Genomic DNA, 18,524 nt, shown 5'->3' with positions numbered 1-18,524 from the left:
CCCCTACCGCCTGCGTGCATTTCCCCCGGGGGGTTTTGGGGGGGGGGGGGGGGGGGGCGGGGGGCCCCCCCCCCCCCCCCCCCCCCCCCCCGGGGGGGCCCCCCCCGGGGGGGGGGGGCCCCGACCCTCGGCGTTCCGCCACGCGTCTCCGCGTGGTTTTTCATGATCGGCACATTGCGGTCTTGTGGCACCTGTGCACGAGGTCTCGACACGGTGCGCGAGTGGCTCCACAGTGATCTCCGTAAGCGCTTTCTGTGTTTTCGGCGGCGGCATCGCGGCCGTCGTCGCCACCGCAAGGAGCACGCCATCGTGAGACCTCGAAGACTCGGCGTCGGCACCGCCGCCGCGCTGCCGGCCGGTCTGGTCGCCGCGTCCTCGCACGCCACCGAACAGCATCCGCCGCCGCGCCGGATCGTGGAGAACCTGGACCGCGGCCCGGTCGCCGTCCCCTCGGGCAAGGGCACCTTCCTGAGCCGGCGGTTACCCGGCACGGAGTGCGCGCTCCCCCAAGTTCTCGGCTCCGCTCGAACAGGGGGTACCCCCACCGGGGACGCGATCGCGTTCAACGTGCACAAGGGCGGACGGCGGCTCAACCAGGCGCCGGTCGCCCGGTCGACCACGTACCAGGACGACAGCCGGGGCACCGGTACCTACACCGTGCGTGCCGTCGTCAACGGCCATGAGCGGAAGCCGAGTTCGGCGGCGCTCGACCTCGCGCGTGGCTACGCCGAGATTCCGCCGGCCGCCGCCGACGGGTACACCGTGCAACACGCCTGGCCCGGTGACCTCGACGGCGACGGACGCTACGAACTCGTCGTCAGCCGGCTCGCGCAGACCCGCGACAAGCCCGACCTCCTGGAGGCGTACACGCTCACCGGCGCGCGGCTGTGGCGCGTCGACCTCGGCCCGGGCTCGTACACCCAGGTCGGCGGGAACGGCGCCAACGACCCCGCGCCCGCCACGATCAGCGGCTCGACGCCGATCGGCGGCTACCGCAACGACGACAACGTCACCGTGTACGACCTCGACGGCGACGGCAAGGCCGAGGTGCTGGTGCACACGGCCGACGGGACCACCTTCGCGGACGGCGCGAAGGTGACCGCCAACTCGCCCGCCCACCAGTTCATTTCGGTGATCGACGGGGAGACGGGCACCGAGCGCACCCGGCAGCCCGTGCCCGACGACCTCGTCGCCGACGGCCCCTCCGGCGGACACTTCGGCATCGCCGACCTCGACGGCGTACACCCCAGCCTCGTCACGAAGTTGGTTACCCGGGGCAGCGCCGCCGACATCGACCCCGGCCGTCCCGGCTACGGGTACTGGACCTCCACCGCCGACGTCACCCGCCCCGGCGCGGGCGTCTTCAACGCCCAGGACGGAAAGGTCTCCACGACCACGCCCAGCGTCAACTTCCGTAGCTGGTGGGACGGCGACAAGGGCGCCGAACTCCTCGACTGCACGCATGTCGACAAGTGGGATCCGAAGGCCGAGACCAGCACGCGCCTCTTCGACCCGGCCGGTGTCGTCCCCGGTGCCCGCAACGCGACCCCGTTCTACGGCGACCTCCTCGGTGACGGGCGCGAGGAGATCCTCGCCGAGACCGGCGACCACACCGCGCTGCGCCTGTGCACCACCACCGAACCGACGAAGACCCGTATCCACACGCTCGCCCAGAACCCCGGCCACCGCCTCGGCTGGACCGTGCGCGGCCATCTCCAGTCGACGTACACGGACTACTGCCTGGGCACCGAGACCCGGCGGGTGCCGAAGCCCGCCGTCACCACCGCCGCTCGCACGGAAGGAACCTCATGACCACCCGCAGAGCCTTCGCGACCCTCGCCGCCGGTGCCGCGCTGTCGACGCTCGTCCCTGCCACCACCGCGAGCGCCACGCCGCGCCACCGTCGCGGCCGGCTCATCGCCCACGACGGCTTCCGCCGCGGCCTCGGCCAGTGGGTCACCGAACTGCAGGACGGCGGCACGGTCACCGCCTCGCACGGCGTCCTGGACATCGACGTACCGAGCGGTGCGACGGTCTGGTTCAAGCAGCGGCTCGAGGGGCCGTACGTCATCGAGTACACCGCCACACCGGTCTCCGAGGGGGGCGTCAACGACCGGGTCTCCGACCTCAACAACTTCTGGAACGCCGTCGACGTCCGCTCCCCGGACGACCTCTTCGCCATTTCCCGGGGCGGCGCCCTGGCCGAATACGACTACCTGAAGACGTACTACGTCGGATACGGCGCCAACACCAACACGACCACGCGGCTGCGCCGGTACGTGGGGGAGCCGGGCGTCCGCCCGCTCGTCTACGACTACACGGAGCCGCTGCTCACGGCCAACGAGCCGCATCGTGTCCGGATCGTCTCGGACGGCTCCACGGTCCACTGGTGGAACAACGGACGGCTCGTTTTCGACTACGTCGACCCGGAGCCCTACACGAGCGGGCACTTCGCGTTCCGGACCACATGGAGCCACTTCCGGATCGAGGGCTTCCAGGTGTGGCGGCTGTTCAACCACTCCTGACAGAGCCTTATTCCGGATTCGGTCACACTTTACGAGTGGCTTATCTCACCACCCGTCAACCCCTTCCTACGGTCGCGTAGCTCACATCGAAAGGTGAATCATGGGCCGATGTGGCAGACGATTCGAAGAGTGACAACAGATCAGTGATCGGGTCGTACGTGGCGGTGGGGGACAGCTTCACCGAAGGCGTGGGCGACCCCGGCCCCGACGGGGCCTTCGTCGGGTGGGCCGACCGGTTCGCGGTGCTCCTCGCCGACCGGCGGCCCGAAGGCGACTTCACCTACACCAACCTCGCCGTACGCGGAAAGCTGCTCGACCAGATCGTCGAGGACCAGCTCCGGGGCGCCAAGGAACTCGCCCCCGACCTGGTCTCCTTCTGCGCGGGCGGCAACGACATCATCCGGCCGGGCACCGACCCCGACGAGGTCGCCGAGCGCTTCGAGCGCGCGATCGCCGACCTCACCTCCGCCGTCGGCACCGTCATGGTGACGACCGGCTTCGACACCCGTACCGTCCCCGTGCTGAAGCATCTGCGCGGCAAGATAGCCACGTACAACGGGCACGTGAGGGCCATCGCCGACCGGTACGGCTGTCCGGTCCTCGACCTGTGGTCCCTGAAGACGATCCAGGACCGCCGCGCCTGGGACGGCGACCGCCTGCACCTCTCGCCCGAGGGGCACACCCGGGTCGCGCTGCGCGCCGGCCAGGTCCTCGGCCTCGAAGTGCCCGCGGACCCCGACCAGCCCTGGCCCCCACTGCCGCCCCGCGGCACGCTCGAGGTCCGGCGCGACGACATCCACTGGGCACGCGAGTATCTCGTCCCGTGGATCGGGCGCCGACTGCGCGGGGAGTCCTCCGGCGACCACGTGGCCGCCAAGGGCAGTCTCTCGCCGGACGACATCAAGATGCGGATCGAGTCCGTGGCCTGAACGACGGGTCCCCGACGTGCCGGTGGCTTGGCGGGAGTGGGCGCGGCACGGGCCGAACCCGCCGCCGCGCCTGCGGCCCCTGTGGCGCGGCGGCGTCGTGCGGTGTCGTCATGTGTCGACACGGCGCGGCGACGGTCGCTGGGTCGGGCGGCCGTGCCCGTATACGCCTCGCCAGTAGCTCGGCGGTGGGCCGGCCGCGGCCGGACCGATCCGCCCGGTGGGCGGTGGAGCGGCGGCTGCCGACCGAACCCTCCAGGCGCGTGCCCCGGCGTGCGCCTCAGCGCACCGCCGCCGTCAACGCCTCTCGCGCGAGCCCCAGTTCCCGGGCGAGCGCCTCGTCCACCCACTCCTGGGCCCGTGCCCGCGACACCGCTCCCGTGTAGGCGGTCATCTGCACGGCGAGCCCGTCGAGCAGCGCCGTCAGCCGCAGGGCGGCACCCGTGGGATCCGGGCACGCGAACTCGCCGGCCGCCACTCCTTCCGCGATCACCTCGGTGATCGCCGCCTTCCACTGCTTGTCGAGATCACGCGTGACCTCCTGAAGCGCGGGCTCGCGCAAGGCGGCCGCCCAGCCCTCGATCCACAGTCGCCAGCCCTTGGCCTGACCGGTCGGCGCGTACCAGCGCACGGCGGCGCGCAGCCTGCGCAGCGCCGACGTACGACGGCCGAGCAGCTTGCGCAGATGGGCGAGGTCGTCCTCGGCCGCGTAGGTGAACGCGGCGGCGACCAGCTTCTCCTTGGTGGAGAAGTGGTACAGCACCAACGCGTTGCTCACCCCGAGCACCGAGGCCACATCGGCGATGCGCACCGCCGCCACGCCCCGCGCCTCGATCTGCTCGATGGCGGCGCGCATCAACTCCTCGCGCCGTTCCGCCACGCTCAACCGCACCCTCGCCACGCGGTAACCCTAATGCTCGGCGGGGTCAGTCGACGAACTGGTAGTCAAACCGGATGCGGCCGTCCTCGTCGAGGACCAGGAACTCCCGGCCACCGCCCGTGGCCCGGCCCTCCCCGGTGTGGAAGGACTCCCAGCGGAACGTGATGACGTCCCGCAGCTGTTGGGCGGGTTCCTGGATCCGGAAGACGTAGGTCCCCGGGGCGACGAATTCGTCGTGGGCGCGGGTCACGCGCGTGTGCAGTTCGTCGTGGCCACGGGCCTCCAGGACGGCGGTGGTGAAGCCGAGGCCCACCGCGGTGTCCCGCATCTGCTGGGGCGGCCGGAGGACGTGCAGACCGTCCTGAGCCCAGAGTTCGTCCACGGTCTTGCGGCGGATCTCGGGATCGGGCTCGTTCCAGACGCCGATGTAGCGCTCGATCAGGTCCTGCGGGTCGATGGTGGGCATGGCTGCTCCCGGTACGAGTCGGACTTCGTGTGGGCAGGGGCGGTCACTCGCGCTCGCGCGCCCTCGCTGCACCGACTCTGCTGTCACCGGCCCCGCGTCTCAATTCCCCAGGAGGAATGACGGGAGGGCCGCGAGACGAATGACGGGAGGGCCGCGAGGCGGGTGCCCGTCAGCGGTACCACCCGAAGCGCTCCGCGATCACCGGCAGCCGGTCGGCGACGATGGCGTGCGCCGCGGCCCGCGGCGTCGTCCCGTCGGCCTCCGCGCGGGCCAGCATCCGGTCGATCAGGTCGCGCATGGAACGCCGGGTGTACGCGAACGCCTCGTCCGCGTCCGCGCCGATGTCGCCGAAGAGCGTCCACCACCACCAGGCGTTCGTCCCGGAGTTGACCACGACGTCCGGCAGCACGACGACCCCGCGCGCGGCGAGCAGCTCCTCCGCCTCGGGCAGTACGGGCATGTTGGCGGCCTCGACGATCCAGCGGGCGCCGATCTGCCGCTGGTTCTCGGTGTCGATGGCGTACGAGACGGCCGCGGGAACCAGCACCTCCGCGTCCATGGACAGCCAGGCGTCGCCCGGGAGTTCCTGGTCTGCCGGGCGCAGCGCGCCGCGGTCGACCGTCCCGTAGGCGTCCCGCGCCGCGAGCAGCGCGTCGATGTCCAGCCCGTCCGGGTTCGCGATCGTGCCCTTGACGTCCGCGACGGCGACGATGGCGAGGCCCGCGCGGGAGAGGAAGCGGGCCGTGGCTCCGCCCATGGTGCCCAGGCCCTGCACGGCCACACGCGTCCCCGCGTGTGCCACCCCGGCCCGGTCCAGGGCCGCGAGCACCGACTCGGCGACACCGCAGCCGCCGACCAGTTCGTCGAGCCCGATCCCGTCCACGTCGACCGCGAAGGCGTCCGCGAGCCGCCGACGGGCGGTCGTCTCGTCGTCGAGCAGCGGGTACACGGCCTGGATGGACGAGACGAGCCCCGCCTCCTCGGCGGCCCGGTCGACCAGGTCCTGGGTGAGCCCGAGGTCCTCACCCGTGGTCCAGAAGCTCTCGATGTAGGGGCGCATGGCGCGCAGATAGCGCACCAGCAGGCCGTACGCCGCCGGGTCCTGGGGATCGCAGTCGATGCCGCCCTTGGCGCCGCCCAGCGGGATGTAGCGGCCCTCGGGGTTGTAGTGCAGGGCCTCCTTCATCGTCATCCCGCGGGCGAGCCCGGCGACCTCGTCCAGGGTGCAGCCCGCGCGCATCCGCAGGCCGCCGCTGGACACGCCCCGGACGAGCCGGTCGACCACGAGATAGCCCGGTCTGCCCGTGACGTGGTCGGTCCAGGTGAGCGTGATCAGGGGTGCGGTCGAAGGCGGGGTGAGCGGCGCGGCCGACGGTGGGGTCGGGGACGTGGTCATGGGCGCGGTCACGGGTGTGGTCATGGGGTCTCCTCGGGGACGGCGATCAGGGTGGGACCAGGCGTGCGCAGCGCCTCGGTGAGGGCGAGAGCCAGCTCGTCGGGGTGGCACACGCGTGTGCCCTGTCCTCCGTAGGCGCGGGCCAGGGCGGGCAGATCGACCGGAGCGAGGTCCACCGCGGTCGGGCGGTCGCCACGGGCGGCCATCTCGTCGCGGATCTCTCCGTAGCCGCCGTTGTCGAACACCACGACGGGCAGCGGGAGTCGCAGCTGCGCGGCGGTCGCCAGCTCCTGCACCGTGAACTGGAGGCCACCGTCCCCGCTCAGCGCCACCACCTGGCGCTCCGGGCACGCCACCTTGGCGCCGAGCGCCGCGGGCAGCGCATAGCCGAGCGTGCCGAAGCCGGTCGGGTGAAGATAGCGTCCCGCTGGGCCCAGCGGGAGGTGCGGGAGCGCGCCGTAGTAGCAGCACTGGGCACTGTCCGAGGTGATGACCGCGTCGTCGGCCAGGACGGCGCGCATCGCGCGCAGGTACGGGATCCAGCGCGTGTCGCGCGCGGCACTCCCGGCGTACCGCGCGTCCCGCACCGCGGCGACCTCGTCGACGTCGATGCCGCCTCGTGGGTCGGGGATGTCGTGTCGCACGCGCGCGTGGAGACCCATTTCCGACAACAGCCCCTCCAGAGAGGCCCGCGCGTCGCCGACGAGCGCGATGTCCGTGGGCAGCCCGGAGTACATCTGGTCCGGGTCGAGGTCGGCCCGGACGAGCGTTCCCCCAAGGGCGGTCGGCGGCGACCAGAAATCGGATTCGGCCAGCTCCGTGCCCACGGCGAGGACGACATCACGACCCGCCAGCCACTTCTGCACTGACTCAGTGTGCAGCGAGACGCCGAGCGAGAGCGGATGCCGCTCGGGTACGACGCCCTTGCCGTTGGCGGTCGTCACGACGGCCGCGCCGCACGCCTCCGCGAGAGTCAGACAGGCGGTCGCGGCGCCGCGCGCGCCACCGCCGAGCACCAGTGCGGGCCGCCGCGCCTCCCGCAGGGCGCGCGCGGCCCGGCGTACGGCCTCGGCGTCCGGCAGGGTCGGCGCGCTGGCCGGGGCGAGCCGCACCGGCCCGGCGGTCTCGGCCGCCGTCAGGAGGTCCAGCGGCACCTCGAGGTGCACCGGGCGCGGTCGCCGCGTACGGAAGAGGGTGAACGCGCGCGCCACGGCGGCGCCGATCTCGGCCACCGAGGAGACCCGGTGGCTGAACGCGGCGACGCCCCGCAGCGCCTCGGTCTGGCTGCGCATCTCGTGCAGCAGCCCGGTCGACAGCCGAGGGTGGTGCAGCGGCATACCCGGGGAGACGACCAGCAGGGGCACGCTGTCCGAGTAGGCCTGCCCGACGGCAGCTGTGACGTTGAGGAGCGCGGGACCGGTGGTCGTGATCACGACACCGGGGCGGCCGGTCACGCGCGCGTACCCGTCGGCGGCGTACCCGGCGCCCTGTTCATGGCGCGGGGTCACGTGCCGTACGCCGTACGCCGCCAGGTGCCGGTAGATCTCCAGGTTGTGCGTGCCGGGGATGCCGAACGCCTGTGTCACGTCATGCGCGGCGAGCGCCCGGACGAGCGCCTCGCCACCGGTGAGCACGCCGGTGCGCGAGTCGGTGCTCAGGTCGGCCCCCATGGTGCCTCCAGGTGCGGAACGAGCGGCGCGACCGAAGACCCACCGGAACCCTTACTGAATTACCAGTCAGTATCGGGAGCGGACCCGAAGTCTGTCAATTTACTGAACGGATCATCAGTAGTGGGTCTGCGGCGCGTCGCCCGTCCGGCCCGTCGAACCCGCTCCACGGAAGCCTCGGTACCTTCGCGTCGGCAGCGCGAGGCGCCGGCGTACGGGAGGGGCGCGGTGCCACACGAGGTGCAGCGCACCTGGGTGATCCAGGCCCGGGTCGACGAGATCGGGCGCCGTCAGCGCGACGGAGTGCTCGGCGAGCGGCTCGACGCCGGACTCCCGCGCCCGCTGATTTTCGCCACGAGCACGAAGGCGTCGATCGCTGCGGCTCGGCTGCGGGCGGCCGGCTGTCCACGGCTGGTGCCCCAGGTCACGCCCATGATGACCGGGCTGGACGCGGACGATCCGCGGGTTCGCGAGCGGTGGGCGGACGTCCTGCGCACGGTGGGCGGGGCCGTGGAGAAGCGTGCGTGGAGCGGCAGGGGCCCGCCCGGGCCGGCCCTCCCGGGGCCCCGCGGGTGTCCGTTACTTCTCCGAAGGCGCCTGGTGCGCGGCGGCCGGCAGGTCGCACGAGTCCTTGAAGCCCTGACTGGTCAGCCCCAGCGCCGAGTTGATGCGCGAGCGCAGGTTCTCGACGGCCACCATGGCCGTCAGTTCGACGAAGGCGGGCTCGCCCAGGCGGTCGCGCAGCCGGTCGGCCAACTCGTCCCGCACGGCGGGCGGGGTGGCCGTCACGGCCTCGGCGTACTCCAGGACGTCCCGTTCCAGCGGCGTGTACGCCTCGCTCTCGCGCCAGCACGGCACGTCCAGCAGCTTCTCGCGGGCCATTCCGCGCTCGCGGCTGACCCAGTAGCCGAAGTCCATGCACCAAGAGCACCCGATCGACGCGGACACGGCCATCTCCGCGAGCGCCTTGAGGTCCGGGTCCAGCGCGTTCCACTTCGCGACCGAGCGCTCGAAGGCGAGATCGGACCGCAGGACACGCGGATTGTGGGCGAGTGCCCGGCCGGGGTCGAGGACCTTTCCGTAGGTCCGCTTCGAATACCACTCCATGACGCGGAAGAAGACAGTGCGCCGAGGGGTTAGGGAAACGCGGGCCATGGGGGCCACCTCCGTGTCCGGGTCGGGTGCCGCCTTTCGGCGCCCTCACCGAGACGACGGACGGGCACCCACGGATGTGACATCGGGTCCCAGGAGTGTCACCCCAGGCGTGTCACACCGGGGCCCGGACCTCGCGGTGTGTACCGGGGACATCGCGCTGTGACACCGTCGACCCGGCGCTGTCAGAGGGGCCGACCATAATGGGAGGCCTGACCGACTCCACTTGGAGGTACCGTGACCGGTTTCCGTACGTTGAGCTCCGGGCTCCGCGCGTTGCAGCCCGCCGCCTTCGGCGCGGACCCCGGCGGTGAGCGCATGGAGCGCATCCGCAGATCTCCGAATTTCGCGGACGGTGTCTTCCAGAACCCGGTGAGTGCCCGGACCCGCCCCGACGGCTCCATGCTCGAGTTCGCGAAGGTCTTCTTCCGCAAGGAGGAGCGCGCCCACCGCGCCCCGGCGGGCACGGTGCCGGTGTATCCCACGACGCTCGCCGACCTCGCCAAGCCCGCGGCGAGCGGGTTGCGGATCACCTGGATGGGGCACTCCAGTGTGCTGGCCGAGATAGACGGGCACCGGGTGCTGTTCGACCCTGTGTGGGGCGAGCGCTGTTCCCCCTTCAACTTCGTCGGGCCCAAGCGGCTGCATCCGGTACCCCTGCCGCTGGCCGCGCTCGGCCCGGTCGACGTCGTCGTCATCTCGCACGACCATTACGACCACCTCGACCTGCCCACCATCGAGGCCCTGGCCGACACGGACACGGTCTTCGCGGTGCCGCTCGGCGTCGGCGCCCACCTGGAGCACTGGGGCGTCTCGCCCGACCGCGTGCGCGAGCTGGACTGGAACGAGAGCACCAAGGTCGGCGGCGTCTCCCTGACCGCGACACCCGCCCGGCACTTCTGCGGCCGAGGCCTGCGCAACACCCAGCACACGCTCTGGGCCTCCTGGGTGGTGACGGGCGACGAGCACCGGATCTACCACAGCGGGGACACCGGCTACTTCGAGGGCTTCAAGGACATCGGCGCCGAGCACGGCCCGTTCGACATCACGATGATCCAGATCGGGGCGTACAGCGAGTTCTGGCCCGACATCCACATGACGCCCGAGGAGGGCATGCGCACCCATCTGGACCTCCAGGGCGGGCAGCCCACCGGTGTGATGCTGCCCATCCACTGGGCCACGTTCAACCTGGCGACCCACCCGTGGGTGGAGCCCGGCGAGGGCACGATGGCAGCCGCGCACGCGGTGGGCGCCCGTGTCGCGCTGCCCCGCCCCGGCCAGCCCTTCGAGCCCACCACGGAGGCCGTCCCGGCCGAGCCCTGGTGGCGCGGTGTGGCCGTGCCGCCGAGGGGTGGCTGGCCCGCCGTCGAGAAGTCCGGAGCGGATGCCTCCGTTTCCAATACTCCGGGTGATGTCGTGGGTGAGGCTTCCGAAGGCACCGGAGAGCCCGAGACGGTGCCCGCGAGCTGAATTTCCTGAAGGTCCGATCGACGGCGAGGGCCGGGGAGCGAGCTGCTCCCCGGCCCTCGCTGTTTGTTCGCGACCGGTTCTGACCAGCTCTGATCGGACCGGTGACGCAAGGGAACATGCGTCCGATGGGGATATCGGTCTGCCGTGCGAGGCCTCATACCAGAGCGGGACGCCTTCCGGGGGAGTTTGTCAACTGCCCACCGCACATGATGGCTTGGCGACTACTGTCAGTTGCCGTCGGGCGACGCGGGGTCGAATTTTTCGGCTCTCTCGACCGGCATCGCGATGGCGCACGCCCGAGTCGCGCAGACCCGCGGGAGCCCCCCGTGGCCCCCGACGCACCAGTACGAGGACGCAGATGTCTCACCTCCGCGCACCGGCCGCACGCGCAGACCGCCGTGAGGGCGGGCGGCACGGGCGGCCGGTCGCCCGCACGGTCCACCCGCAGCCCGAGACCCACCTACGGCCCCAGTTGCTGCGCCTGGCGGTCCTGCCGCCGATCGCGGTGGCGCTCAGCGGCTGTGCGGCCGTGCTGTTCACCGTCCGCTCCACCGGCGCACGCCCCGGCGTGGTCCTGTGGGCGGTGCTCGCCGGCGCCGGGTGCGTGGCCCTCGCGGGCATCCTGATCGCCGCCGTGGGCGCCGAGCGGGCCGCCATGTCCGTGCGGGAACGCATCGGCGCCCTGCGCCGCGGCAGCGCCCGTGCCGAGGCCGACCTGCGCGCCGTCGTCGAGGCGCTGCGCCGGGGCGAGAGCCCTCCCACGCCCAAGCCGCGCCGACGGCCCGAGCCGGACGCCGACGAGTTCGAGCTGCTCGCCGCCGACCTCTCCCGTGCGCACGACGGCGCCGTCACCGCCGTCGTGCAGGCAGCTCAACTCTCCAGCCAGGCGGGCAGCGAGCAGAAGGTCGAGGTCTTCGTCAATCTCGCGCGGCGGCTTCAGTCCCTCGTGCACCGCGAGATCTCGATCCTCGACGAGCTGGAGAACGAGATCGAGGATCCGGACCTGCTCAAGGGCCTCTTCCACGTCGACCACCTCGCCACCCGCATCCGCCGGCACGCCGAGAACCTCGCCGTGCTCGGCGGCGCCGTCTCACGCCGCCAGTGGAGCAACCCCGTCTCCATGACCGAGGTGCTGCGGTCCGCGATCGCCGAGGTCGAGCAGTACTCGCGGGTCAAGCTGGTGCCCCCGATCGACGGCACCCTGCGCGGGCACGCCGTCGCCGACGTCATCCACCTGCTGGCCGAACTCGTCGAGAACGCCACGGTGTTCTCCGCCCCGCACACCCAAGTCCTGCTGCGCGTCAATCTCGTCACCTCCGGCCTCGCGGTCGAGGTCGAGGACCGGGGCCTCGGCATGCCCCTGGGCGAACAGAACAAGATGAACGCGCTGCTCACCGACCCCGATCAGGTGAATGTCGCCAGCCTCCTCCAGGACGGCCGGATCGGTCTGTTCGTGGTGTCCCAGCTCGCCCGGCGGCACGGCATCCACGTACGGCTCCAGACCAACATCTACGGTGGTGTCCAGGCCGTACTCGTCGTACCGCAGGCGCTGTTGGGCGCGGCGCCGGGCGCCATCGGCGACGTATCGCAAGCACAGTCCCAGCAGTCCCAGCAGCCCAAGGCCGGCGGCCCGCGTCCGCCCGCCGGACCACAGGCGGGGCCGACCGCACCCGTGCCGTCCGCCGGCGCGACGGTGGCCTCCGTGCCGCGGCAGGCGCAGCGGGACCAGCTGCCGCCCGCAGCGCGGGACCAGCTGCCGCCCGCAGAGCTGGGCACGGGCGGCAGCGGCCCGGCGCCGCTCCCCGTGCGCGGCGCCCGAGCGGAGCGGCCCAACCCGGCCGAGGCCCTGCCCGGTATCCGCCCCGGAGACCGGCCCGTGGTCGCGGAGAACGCGGCCATGCCGCCCACCCCCCGCAACGGCGCGGTGCGCGGCACCATGGGCAAGCCCCACCTGCCCAAACGACGCGCCCAGGAGCACATCGCACCCCAACTGCGCGACGGGCCCGTGCCCCGCCAGGACCCGGAGCAGGTTGTCGGCCACGACCCCGGCCTGATGGCGGCGTTCCAGCGGGGGATCGGGCTCGCGGAGGCCCAGCACGCCGAGGAAGGGCGCACGGAGGCACCGCACAGCGGAGCACCGCACATGGAGCGGCCGAACCCCGATCTGCCGCACTCCGATCTGCCGCACTCCGACCTGCTGCACCCGGACCTGCTGCACCGGGACCCGCCGCACCCGGATCTGTGGCACCTGGACCCGTTGCCGCCGCTGGATGTGATCCGCGTCGACCAGACGTCCACGGGCGGCGCGCCCCGGATAGCCGACACTCACACCGCGCACGCGCCCGCCCCGCACGAGGCGCACGGGACCCACGACAACGCACCCGCGCCCGGACACGACCACACGGCCCGGCACGACGGGAGCACAACGGCCGGATGACCACCCCCCTGACGACCCCCACCCGCACGCCCTACCGCACCCCCACACCCTCCGCTCCGGCAGACCTTCGTACTTCAAGGAGTCGATCCACCATGGCGAGCGACGCGCCGACCGCCCACGCCCATGTATCCGATCTCGACTGGCTGATGAGCGGCCTCGTACAGCGCGTACCGCACACGAACAGCGCGGTACTCCTCTCCTGCGACGGACTCGTGAAGTCGGTCCACGGACTCGACCAGGACAGCGCCGACCACATGGCGGCGCTCGCCTCCGGCCTCTACTCGCTCGGCCGCAGCGCGGGCGTGCGCTTCGGCGACGGCGGTGACGTACGCCAGGTCGTCGTCGAACTCGACACGACCCTGCTGTTCGTCTCCACCGCGGGCTCCGGCACCTGTCTCGCCGTGCTCGCCGGCCGCGAGGCCGACGCGGCGGTGCTCGGCTACGAGATGGCGATGCTGGTCAAGAGCGTCCGTCCGTATCTGATGACCGCGCCCCGGCAGGCCGCCGTGGAACCGCCGGCGATGAGGCCTTGAGCGTGGCCGCGGCCGGCGACGGGCCCTGGCTCGACGACGCGGCCGGACGGCTGGTGCGCCCTTACACGGTCAGCAACGGCCGGACCCGGCCGACCACCGCCCTCGACCTGCTGTCGCAGGTGATGGCCACCGGGGCAACACCTCTGGGCTACCTGGGCCCCGAGCACACCCAGGCACTCGAACTGTGCCGGGCGCCCGTCTCGGTCGCGGAGATCGCCGCACACCTGAAGCTGCCCGCGGCGGTCACCAAGGTGCTGCTCTCCGACCTCGTCGATTGCGGGGCCCTGACCACCAAGCCGCCCGAGTTCCACCACAACCCCACTGACCGGTCTCTTCTGGAGGCAGTGCTCGATGGACTACGACGACAGCTCTGATCCCTTCCCCACCGCGCTGAAGATCCTGGTGGCCGGAGGGTTCGGGGTCGGCAAGACGACCTTCGTGGGCGCGGTGAGCGAGATCGCGCCGCTCAGCACGGAGGAGCTGCTCACCACGGTCAGCGCCGCGACCGACAATCTCGACGGCATCGAGAACAAGGTCGAGACCACCGTGGCGATGGACTTCGGCCGCATCACCCTCGATCCGGAACACGTCCTGTACCTGTTCGGCACACCCGGGCAGCAGCGGTTCTGGTTCATGTGGGACGAGCTGTCCGAGGGCGCGCTCGGTGCGGTGATCCTCGCCGACACCCGTCGCCTGGAGGACTGTTTCGCGGCCGTCGACTTCTTCGAGCAGCGCGGTCTCGGCTTCATCGTCGCCGTCAACGAGTTCGACGGTGCCTACCGCTACGACCCAGAGGAGGTGCGCGCGGCCATCGACCTCGACCCCGAGATCCCCATCGTGCGCTGTGACGCCCGGATCTCCAGTTCGGGCGTGCAGACCCTGCTCACCCTGGTCCGCCACCTCCTCGCCCACGCACCGACGCACGCACCCAGCCGCTGAGCCCGCATCCGGCGTACGCCTTCGACTGCTGAGCCCGCACCCGACCCACGTCCCCCGCCACGGAGCCCACACCATGACGCCCGCCCCACACCAGGGAGCCCGTAGATGAGTTACGACCCGCCGCGCCCGGCCGGTCGTCTGCTGCTGACCCCGGAGGACAAGGACGCCCCCGCCCGGGTCAGCCGACTGCGCCGACTGGGTCTGGGGGAGCACACGGAACCCGCCTTCGACGCCTTCGCGGACCGGCTCGCCGAGGTCGCCGCGGTGCCGTACTCGATGGTCAACTTCATCGACGAGAACCGGCAGTTCTTCGCGGGCCTGCACACCCCGGACGGAAACGTCTCGGTGCCCCGGCCGCTCCCGGCCGCCCCGGACGGCACCGTGAAGGTCGTCGGGCGGTACATGACCCGCGACTACGGGTTCTGCCCCCATGTGGTCGTCCGCCGCAAGGCGCTGGTTCTGGAGGACGTCTGCGACTACCCGCGTTTCGCCGGCAACCCGGTCGTCGACGAGATCGGCGTCCGTTCCTACCTGGGGGCCCCGCTCATCGACCACACCGGCATCGCCCTCGGGACGATCTGCGTCGTCGACCTCGAACCGCGCCCGTGGGGGAAGGCGGGCCTGGAGACCATCAAGTCGATGGCGGCGGAACTGGTCGAGCGGATCGAGCGCAGGGCGGACAGCGGGGGCATCTGACGCCCGCGGCCGGAGGCGTGAAGGAAAGCTGCGGCCGCGCTTAAGAAATCCTCGATGGACCAACGGCGCCCCCGTGCGGCAGATTTCTCCGGGAAATCACCCCTCTCCCCGGTACGGGCCCCTTCGGCGTGCCCTGCTCCGGGACCTCACCACGGGAGCCGCAGCTTGAAGGCGCTGGTCAAGGAGAAGGCGGAGCCCGGGCTCTGGCTGACGGACGTCCCGGAACCGGCGATCGGCCACGGGGACGTACTGATCAAGGTCCTCAGGACCGGGATCTGCGGCACCGACCTGCACATCCGCAACTGGGACGGCTGGGCGCAGCAGGCCATCCGCACGCCGCTCGTCCTCGGCCACGAGTTCGTCGGCGAGGTCGTCGAGACCGGACGCGACGTCGCCGACATCAAGGCGGGCGACCGCGTGAGCGGCGAGGGACACCTCGTGTGCGGCAAGTGCCGCAACTGCCTGGCCGGGCGCCGCCACCTGTGCCGCGCCACGGTCGGCCTGGGCGTCGGCCGCGACGGCGCGTTCGCCGAGTACGTGGCCCTGCCCGCCGCCAACGTGTGGGTGCACCGCGTCCCGGTCGACCTCGACGTCGCCGCGATCTTCGACCCGTTCGGCAACGCCGTGCACACGGCGCTGTCCTTCCCCCTGGTCGGCGAGGACGTCCTCATCACGGGCGCGGGCCCGATCGGTCTGATGGCCGCGGCCGTGGCCCGGCACGCGGGTGCCCGCAACGTCGTCATCACCGACGTCAGCGAGGAACGCCTCGACCTCGCCCGCAAGATCGGCGTCAGCCTCGCGCTGAACGTCGCGGAGTCGACCATCGCCGACGGGCAGCGCGCCCTCGGCCTGCGCGAGGGCTTCGACATCGGCCTGGAGATGTCCGGCCGCCCCGAGGCGATGCGCGACATGATCGCCAACATGACGCACGGCGGCCGGATCGCGATGCTCGGCCTGCCCGCCGAGGAGTTCCCGGTCGACTGGTCCCGGATCGTCACCTCCATGATCACGATCAAGGGCATCTACGGCCGTGAGATGTTCGAGACCTGGTACGCGATGTCCGTCCTCCTCGAAGGCGGACTCGACCTCGCGCCGGTCATCACCGGCCGCTACGGCTTCCGCGACTACGAGGCGGCCTTCGCGGACGCCGCGAGCGGCCGCGGCGGCAAGGTCATCCTCGACTGGAGCGCGTGAGCGTCCGCAAGAGCCACTCCGAACCGCGTAACCCCTAGGAGCCCCTCCATGTTCGACTCCGTGCGCGACGACCTCCGCACCACCCTCGACGAGATCCGCGCCGCCGGTCTGCACAAGCCCGAGCGCGTCATCGGCACCCCGCAGTCCGCGACCGTGAGCGTCACCGCGGGCGGCCGCCCCGGCGAGGTCCTCAACTTCTGCGCGAACAACTACCTCGGCCTCGCCGACCACCCCGAGGTCGTCTCCGCCGCCCACGCGGCCCTCGACCGCTGGGGCTACGGCATGGCGTCCGTCCGCTTCATCTGCGGTACGCAGGAGGTGCACAAGGAGCTGGAAGCGCGCCTGTCCGCGTTCCTCGGCCAGGAGGACACGATCCTCTACTCCTCCTGCTTCGACGCCAACGGCGGCGTCTTCGAGACCGTCCTCGGCGCCGAGGACGCGGTCATCTCCGACGCCCTCAACCACGCCTCGATCATCGACGGCATCCGCCTCTCCAAGGCGCGCCGCTTCCGGTACGCCAACCGTGACATGGCCGATCTGGAGGCCCAGCTCAAGGAGGCGTCCGACGCGCGCCGCCGACTGATCGTCACCGACGGCGTCTTCTCGATGGACGGCTATGTCGCGCCCCTGAAGGAGATCTGCGACCTCGCCGACCGCTACGACGCCATGGTCATGGTCGACGACTCGCACGCCGTCGGCTTCGTCGGCCCCGGCGGCCGCGGCACCCCCGAGCTGCACGGCGTCATGGACCGCGTCGACATCATCACCGGCACCCTCGGCAAGGCGCTCGGCGGCGCCTCCGGCGGCTATGTCGCCGCCCGCGCCGAGATCGTCGCCCTGCTGCGCCAGCGCTCCCGTCCGTACCTCTTCTCGAACACGCTCGCACCGGTGATCGCGGCGGCCTCCCTGAAGGTGCTCGACCTGCTGGAGTCGGCCGACGACCTGCGCAACCGCCTCGCCGAGAACACCGCGCTGTTCCGTTCCCGGATGACCGCGGAGGGCTTCGACATCCTCCCCGGTGACCATGCGATCGCCCCCGTCATGATCGGCGACGCGTCCGTCGCCGGACGCATGGCGGAGCTCCTCCTGGAGCGCGGCGTCTACGTGATCGGCTTCTCCTACCCGGTCGTCCCGCAGGGCCAGGCCCGGATCCGGGTCCAGCTCTCGGCCGCGCACTCGACGCAGGACGTGAACCGGGCGGTCGACGCGTTCGTGTCGGCCCGCGCGGAGCTCGAGGGCTGAAAGATGCCTGTGACCTGAGAGAATCGGTCGCATGATCGAAGCGCGGCGGCTCCACATCCTCCGTGCGGTGGCCGACCACCGCACGGTCACGGCGGCGGCCGCCGCGCTCTATCTCACCCCCTCGGCCGTCTCCCAGCAGCTGACCGCGCTGGAGCAGGAGACCGGCCACCGGCTCGTCGAGCGCGGCGCCAAGGGCGTACGGCTGACTCCGGCCGGCGAGATCCTGCTCAGCCACACCAACGAGGTGCTGGCCCAACTTGAGCGTGCCGAGGCGGAGTTGGCCGCATACAGCTCGGGCTCGGCCGGCACGGTCACCGTCGCCTCCTTCGCGACCGGCATCGGCCTGGTGGTGGCCCCCGCGCTGGCCCGGCTCGCCCGCACGGCACCCGGCATCCACGTCCGCGTCCAGGACGCCGAGGGCGACGCCAGCCTGCCCATGGTGCTCGACCGGCAGGTCGACATCGCGGTCGCCGTCGAGTACCGGGGCGCCCCGGACGCGGACGACCCGCGGCTGACCCCCGTAGCCCTGTACGCCGAGCCCTTCGATGCGGTCGTCCCGCTCGGCCACCGGCTCGCCGACGCCGCCGAGGTCCCGCTCGCCGAACTGGCCAAGGACCCGTGGATCGGCCCGTATCCCGGCAACCCCTGTCATGACGTGGTCGTCCTGGCCTGCGAGAACGCCGGATTCCAACCCCGCCTCGAACACTCCTCCGACGACTTCCGGGCCGTCGTCGCCCTCGCCTCGGCCGACGCGGGTGTAGCCCTGGTGCCTCGCTCCGCCCTGCGCGGCATGGACCTCACGGGCGTGCAGGTCCGACCGGTCGACGGCGTCGCGCCCACGCGCCGGGTCTTCGCGGCCGTACGCCGGGGCGCGGAGGGGCATCCGCTGATCCGCCCGGTGCTGGAGGCGCTGGCGGAGGCCGCGACGGTGGACTGAGGGAAGCGGACGGAGGGGAGCGGACGGCGAGGCACCTGTTCTCGTATCTGGGATAGCATCCCGA

17 protein-coding genes are annotated in these 18,524 nt (G+C 71.9%); 12 read left to right on the top strand and 5 right to left on the bottom strand.

Translation table 11 applies throughout. From position 1 onward, the window contains the following. Positions 1–309 precede the first annotated feature (309 nt). From ACIRA5_RS48525 to ACIRA5_RS48515, 3 genes are all read left to right on the top strand, one after another. Positions 310–1,812, top strand: a complete 1,503-nt coding sequence (locus ACIRA5_RS48525) for a hypothetical protein (RefSeq protein ID WP_403703545.1) — start codon at positions 310–312, stop codon at positions 1,810–1,812. Continuing rightward, complete coding sequence (locus ACIRA5_RS48520) at positions 1,809–2,525, top strand: DUF6250 domain-containing protein (protein ID WP_403703542.1); 717 nt, start codon at positions 1,809–1,811, stop codon at positions 2,523–2,525. The genes ACIRA5_RS48525 and ACIRA5_RS48520 overlap by 4 nt, the downstream gene beginning before the upstream one ends. Positions 2,526–2,668: 143 nt before the next feature. Continuing rightward, complete coding sequence (locus tag ACIRA5_RS48515) at positions 2,669–3,454, top strand: SGNH/GDSL hydrolase family protein (protein ID WP_067361236.1); 786 nt, start codon at positions 2,669–2,671, stop codon at positions 3,452–3,454. A gap of 277 nt (positions 3,455–3,731) precedes the next feature. Here ACIRA5_RS48515 and ACIRA5_RS48510 read toward each other — a convergent pair whose 3' ends face one another. From ACIRA5_RS48510 to ACIRA5_RS48490, 5 genes are all read right to left on the bottom strand, one after another. Then, on the bottom strand, positions 3,732–4,307 hold the full coding sequence (locus ACIRA5_RS48510) for a TetR/AcrR family transcriptional regulator (protein WP_403703575.1): 576 nt from the start codon (positions 4,305–4,307) through the stop codon (positions 3,732–3,734). A 70-nt stretch (positions 4,308–4,377) separates the two neighbouring features. After that, positions 4,378–4,797: a hypothetical protein gene (locus ACIRA5_RS48505; protein WP_143610043.1), complete on the bottom strand. Its 420-nt coding sequence runs from the start codon at positions 4,795–4,797 to the stop codon at positions 4,378–4,380. Between the two features lie 169 nt (positions 4,798–4,966). Continuing rightward, the gene (locus tag ACIRA5_RS48500; RefSeq protein ID WP_403703572.1) at positions 4,967–6,193 is read right to left on the bottom strand and encodes a Glu/Leu/Phe/Val dehydrogenase dimerization domain-containing protein; all 1,227 of its coding nucleotides are present in this window, start codon (positions 6,191–6,193) and stop codon (positions 4,967–4,969) included. A gap of 20 nt (positions 6,194–6,213) precedes the next feature. After that, positions 6,214–7,863, bottom strand: coding sequence for a 5-guanidino-2-oxopentanoate decarboxylase (locus tag ACIRA5_RS48495; protein WP_403703539.1), 1,650 nt, complete (start codon positions 7,861–7,863; stop codon positions 6,214–6,216). Between the two features lie 576 nt (positions 7,864–8,439). Then, on the bottom strand, positions 8,440–8,967 hold the full coding sequence (locus ACIRA5_RS48490; protein WP_403703537.1) for a carboxymuconolactone decarboxylase family protein: 528 nt from the start codon (positions 8,965–8,967) through the stop codon (positions 8,440–8,442). A 282-nt stretch (positions 8,968–9,249) separates the two neighbouring features. On the opposite strand from ACIRA5_RS48490, the gene ACIRA5_RS48485 reads away from it, so the two are divergent. The 9 genes from ACIRA5_RS48485 (at position 9,250) to ACIRA5_RS48445 (ending at position 18,460) form a co-directional block, all read left to right on the top strand. Beyond that, positions 9,250–10,482, top strand: coding sequence for an MBL fold metallo-hydrolase (locus tag ACIRA5_RS48485; RefSeq protein ID WP_403703534.1), 1,233 nt, complete (start codon positions 9,250–9,252; stop codon positions 10,480–10,482). A 358-nt stretch (positions 10,483–10,840) separates the two neighbouring features. Beyond that, positions 10,841–12,919: an ATP-binding protein gene (locus tag ACIRA5_RS48480; RefSeq protein ID WP_403703531.1), complete on the top strand. Its 2,079-nt coding sequence runs from the start codon at positions 10,841–10,843 to the stop codon at positions 12,917–12,919. A gap of 92 nt (positions 12,920–13,011) precedes the next feature. After that, a complete protein-coding gene (locus ACIRA5_RS48475; protein ID WP_403703528.1) occupies positions 13,012–13,452 on the top strand; it encodes a roadblock/LC7 domain-containing protein in 441 nt (146 codons plus the stop codon). Between the two features lie 2 nt (positions 13,453–13,454). Further along, entirely contained in the window at positions 13,455–13,826 is a 372-nt protein-coding gene (locus ACIRA5_RS48470; RefSeq protein WP_054232708.1) for a DUF742 domain-containing protein, read from the top strand. Further along, the gene (locus ACIRA5_RS48465) at positions 13,804–14,391 is read left to right on the top strand and encodes an ATP/GTP-binding protein (RefSeq protein ID WP_168513742.1); all 588 of its coding nucleotides are present in this window, start codon (positions 13,804–13,806) and stop codon (positions 14,389–14,391) included. Before ACIRA5_RS48470 ends, ACIRA5_RS48465 begins: the two co-directional genes overlap by 23 nt. Positions 14,392–14,496: 105 nt before the next feature. After that, a complete protein-coding gene (locus ACIRA5_RS48460) occupies positions 14,497–15,087 on the top strand; it encodes a GAF domain-containing protein (protein WP_403703523.1) in 591 nt (196 codons plus the stop codon). Between the two features lie 165 nt (positions 15,088–15,252). Further along, the gene (gene tdh / locus ACIRA5_RS48455; RefSeq protein WP_403703521.1) at positions 15,253–16,281 is read left to right on the top strand and encodes an L-threonine 3-dehydrogenase; all 1,029 of its coding nucleotides are present in this window, start codon (positions 15,253–15,255) and stop codon (positions 16,279–16,281) included. Positions 16,282–16,329: 48 nt separating this feature from the next. Further along, entirely contained in the window at positions 16,330–17,523 is a 1,194-nt protein-coding gene (locus ACIRA5_RS48450) for a glycine C-acetyltransferase (protein ID WP_403703518.1), read from the top strand. A 31-nt stretch (positions 17,524–17,554) separates the two neighbouring features. Beyond that, entirely contained in the window at positions 17,555–18,460 is a 906-nt protein-coding gene (locus tag ACIRA5_RS48445) for a LysR substrate-binding domain-containing protein (RefSeq protein ID WP_403703515.1), read from the top strand. The last annotated feature ends 64 nt before the right edge of the window (positions 18,461–18,524 follow it).

It is taken from the genome of Streptomyces sp. NPDC096311 (assembly GCF_044763085.1).
Taxonomy (GTDB): Bacteria; Actinomycetota; Actinomycetes; order Streptomycetales; family Streptomycetaceae; genus Streptomyces.
Note: the sequence above shows the minus strand (reverse complement) of the source record. Positions and strands in the feature narration are given on the sequence as shown.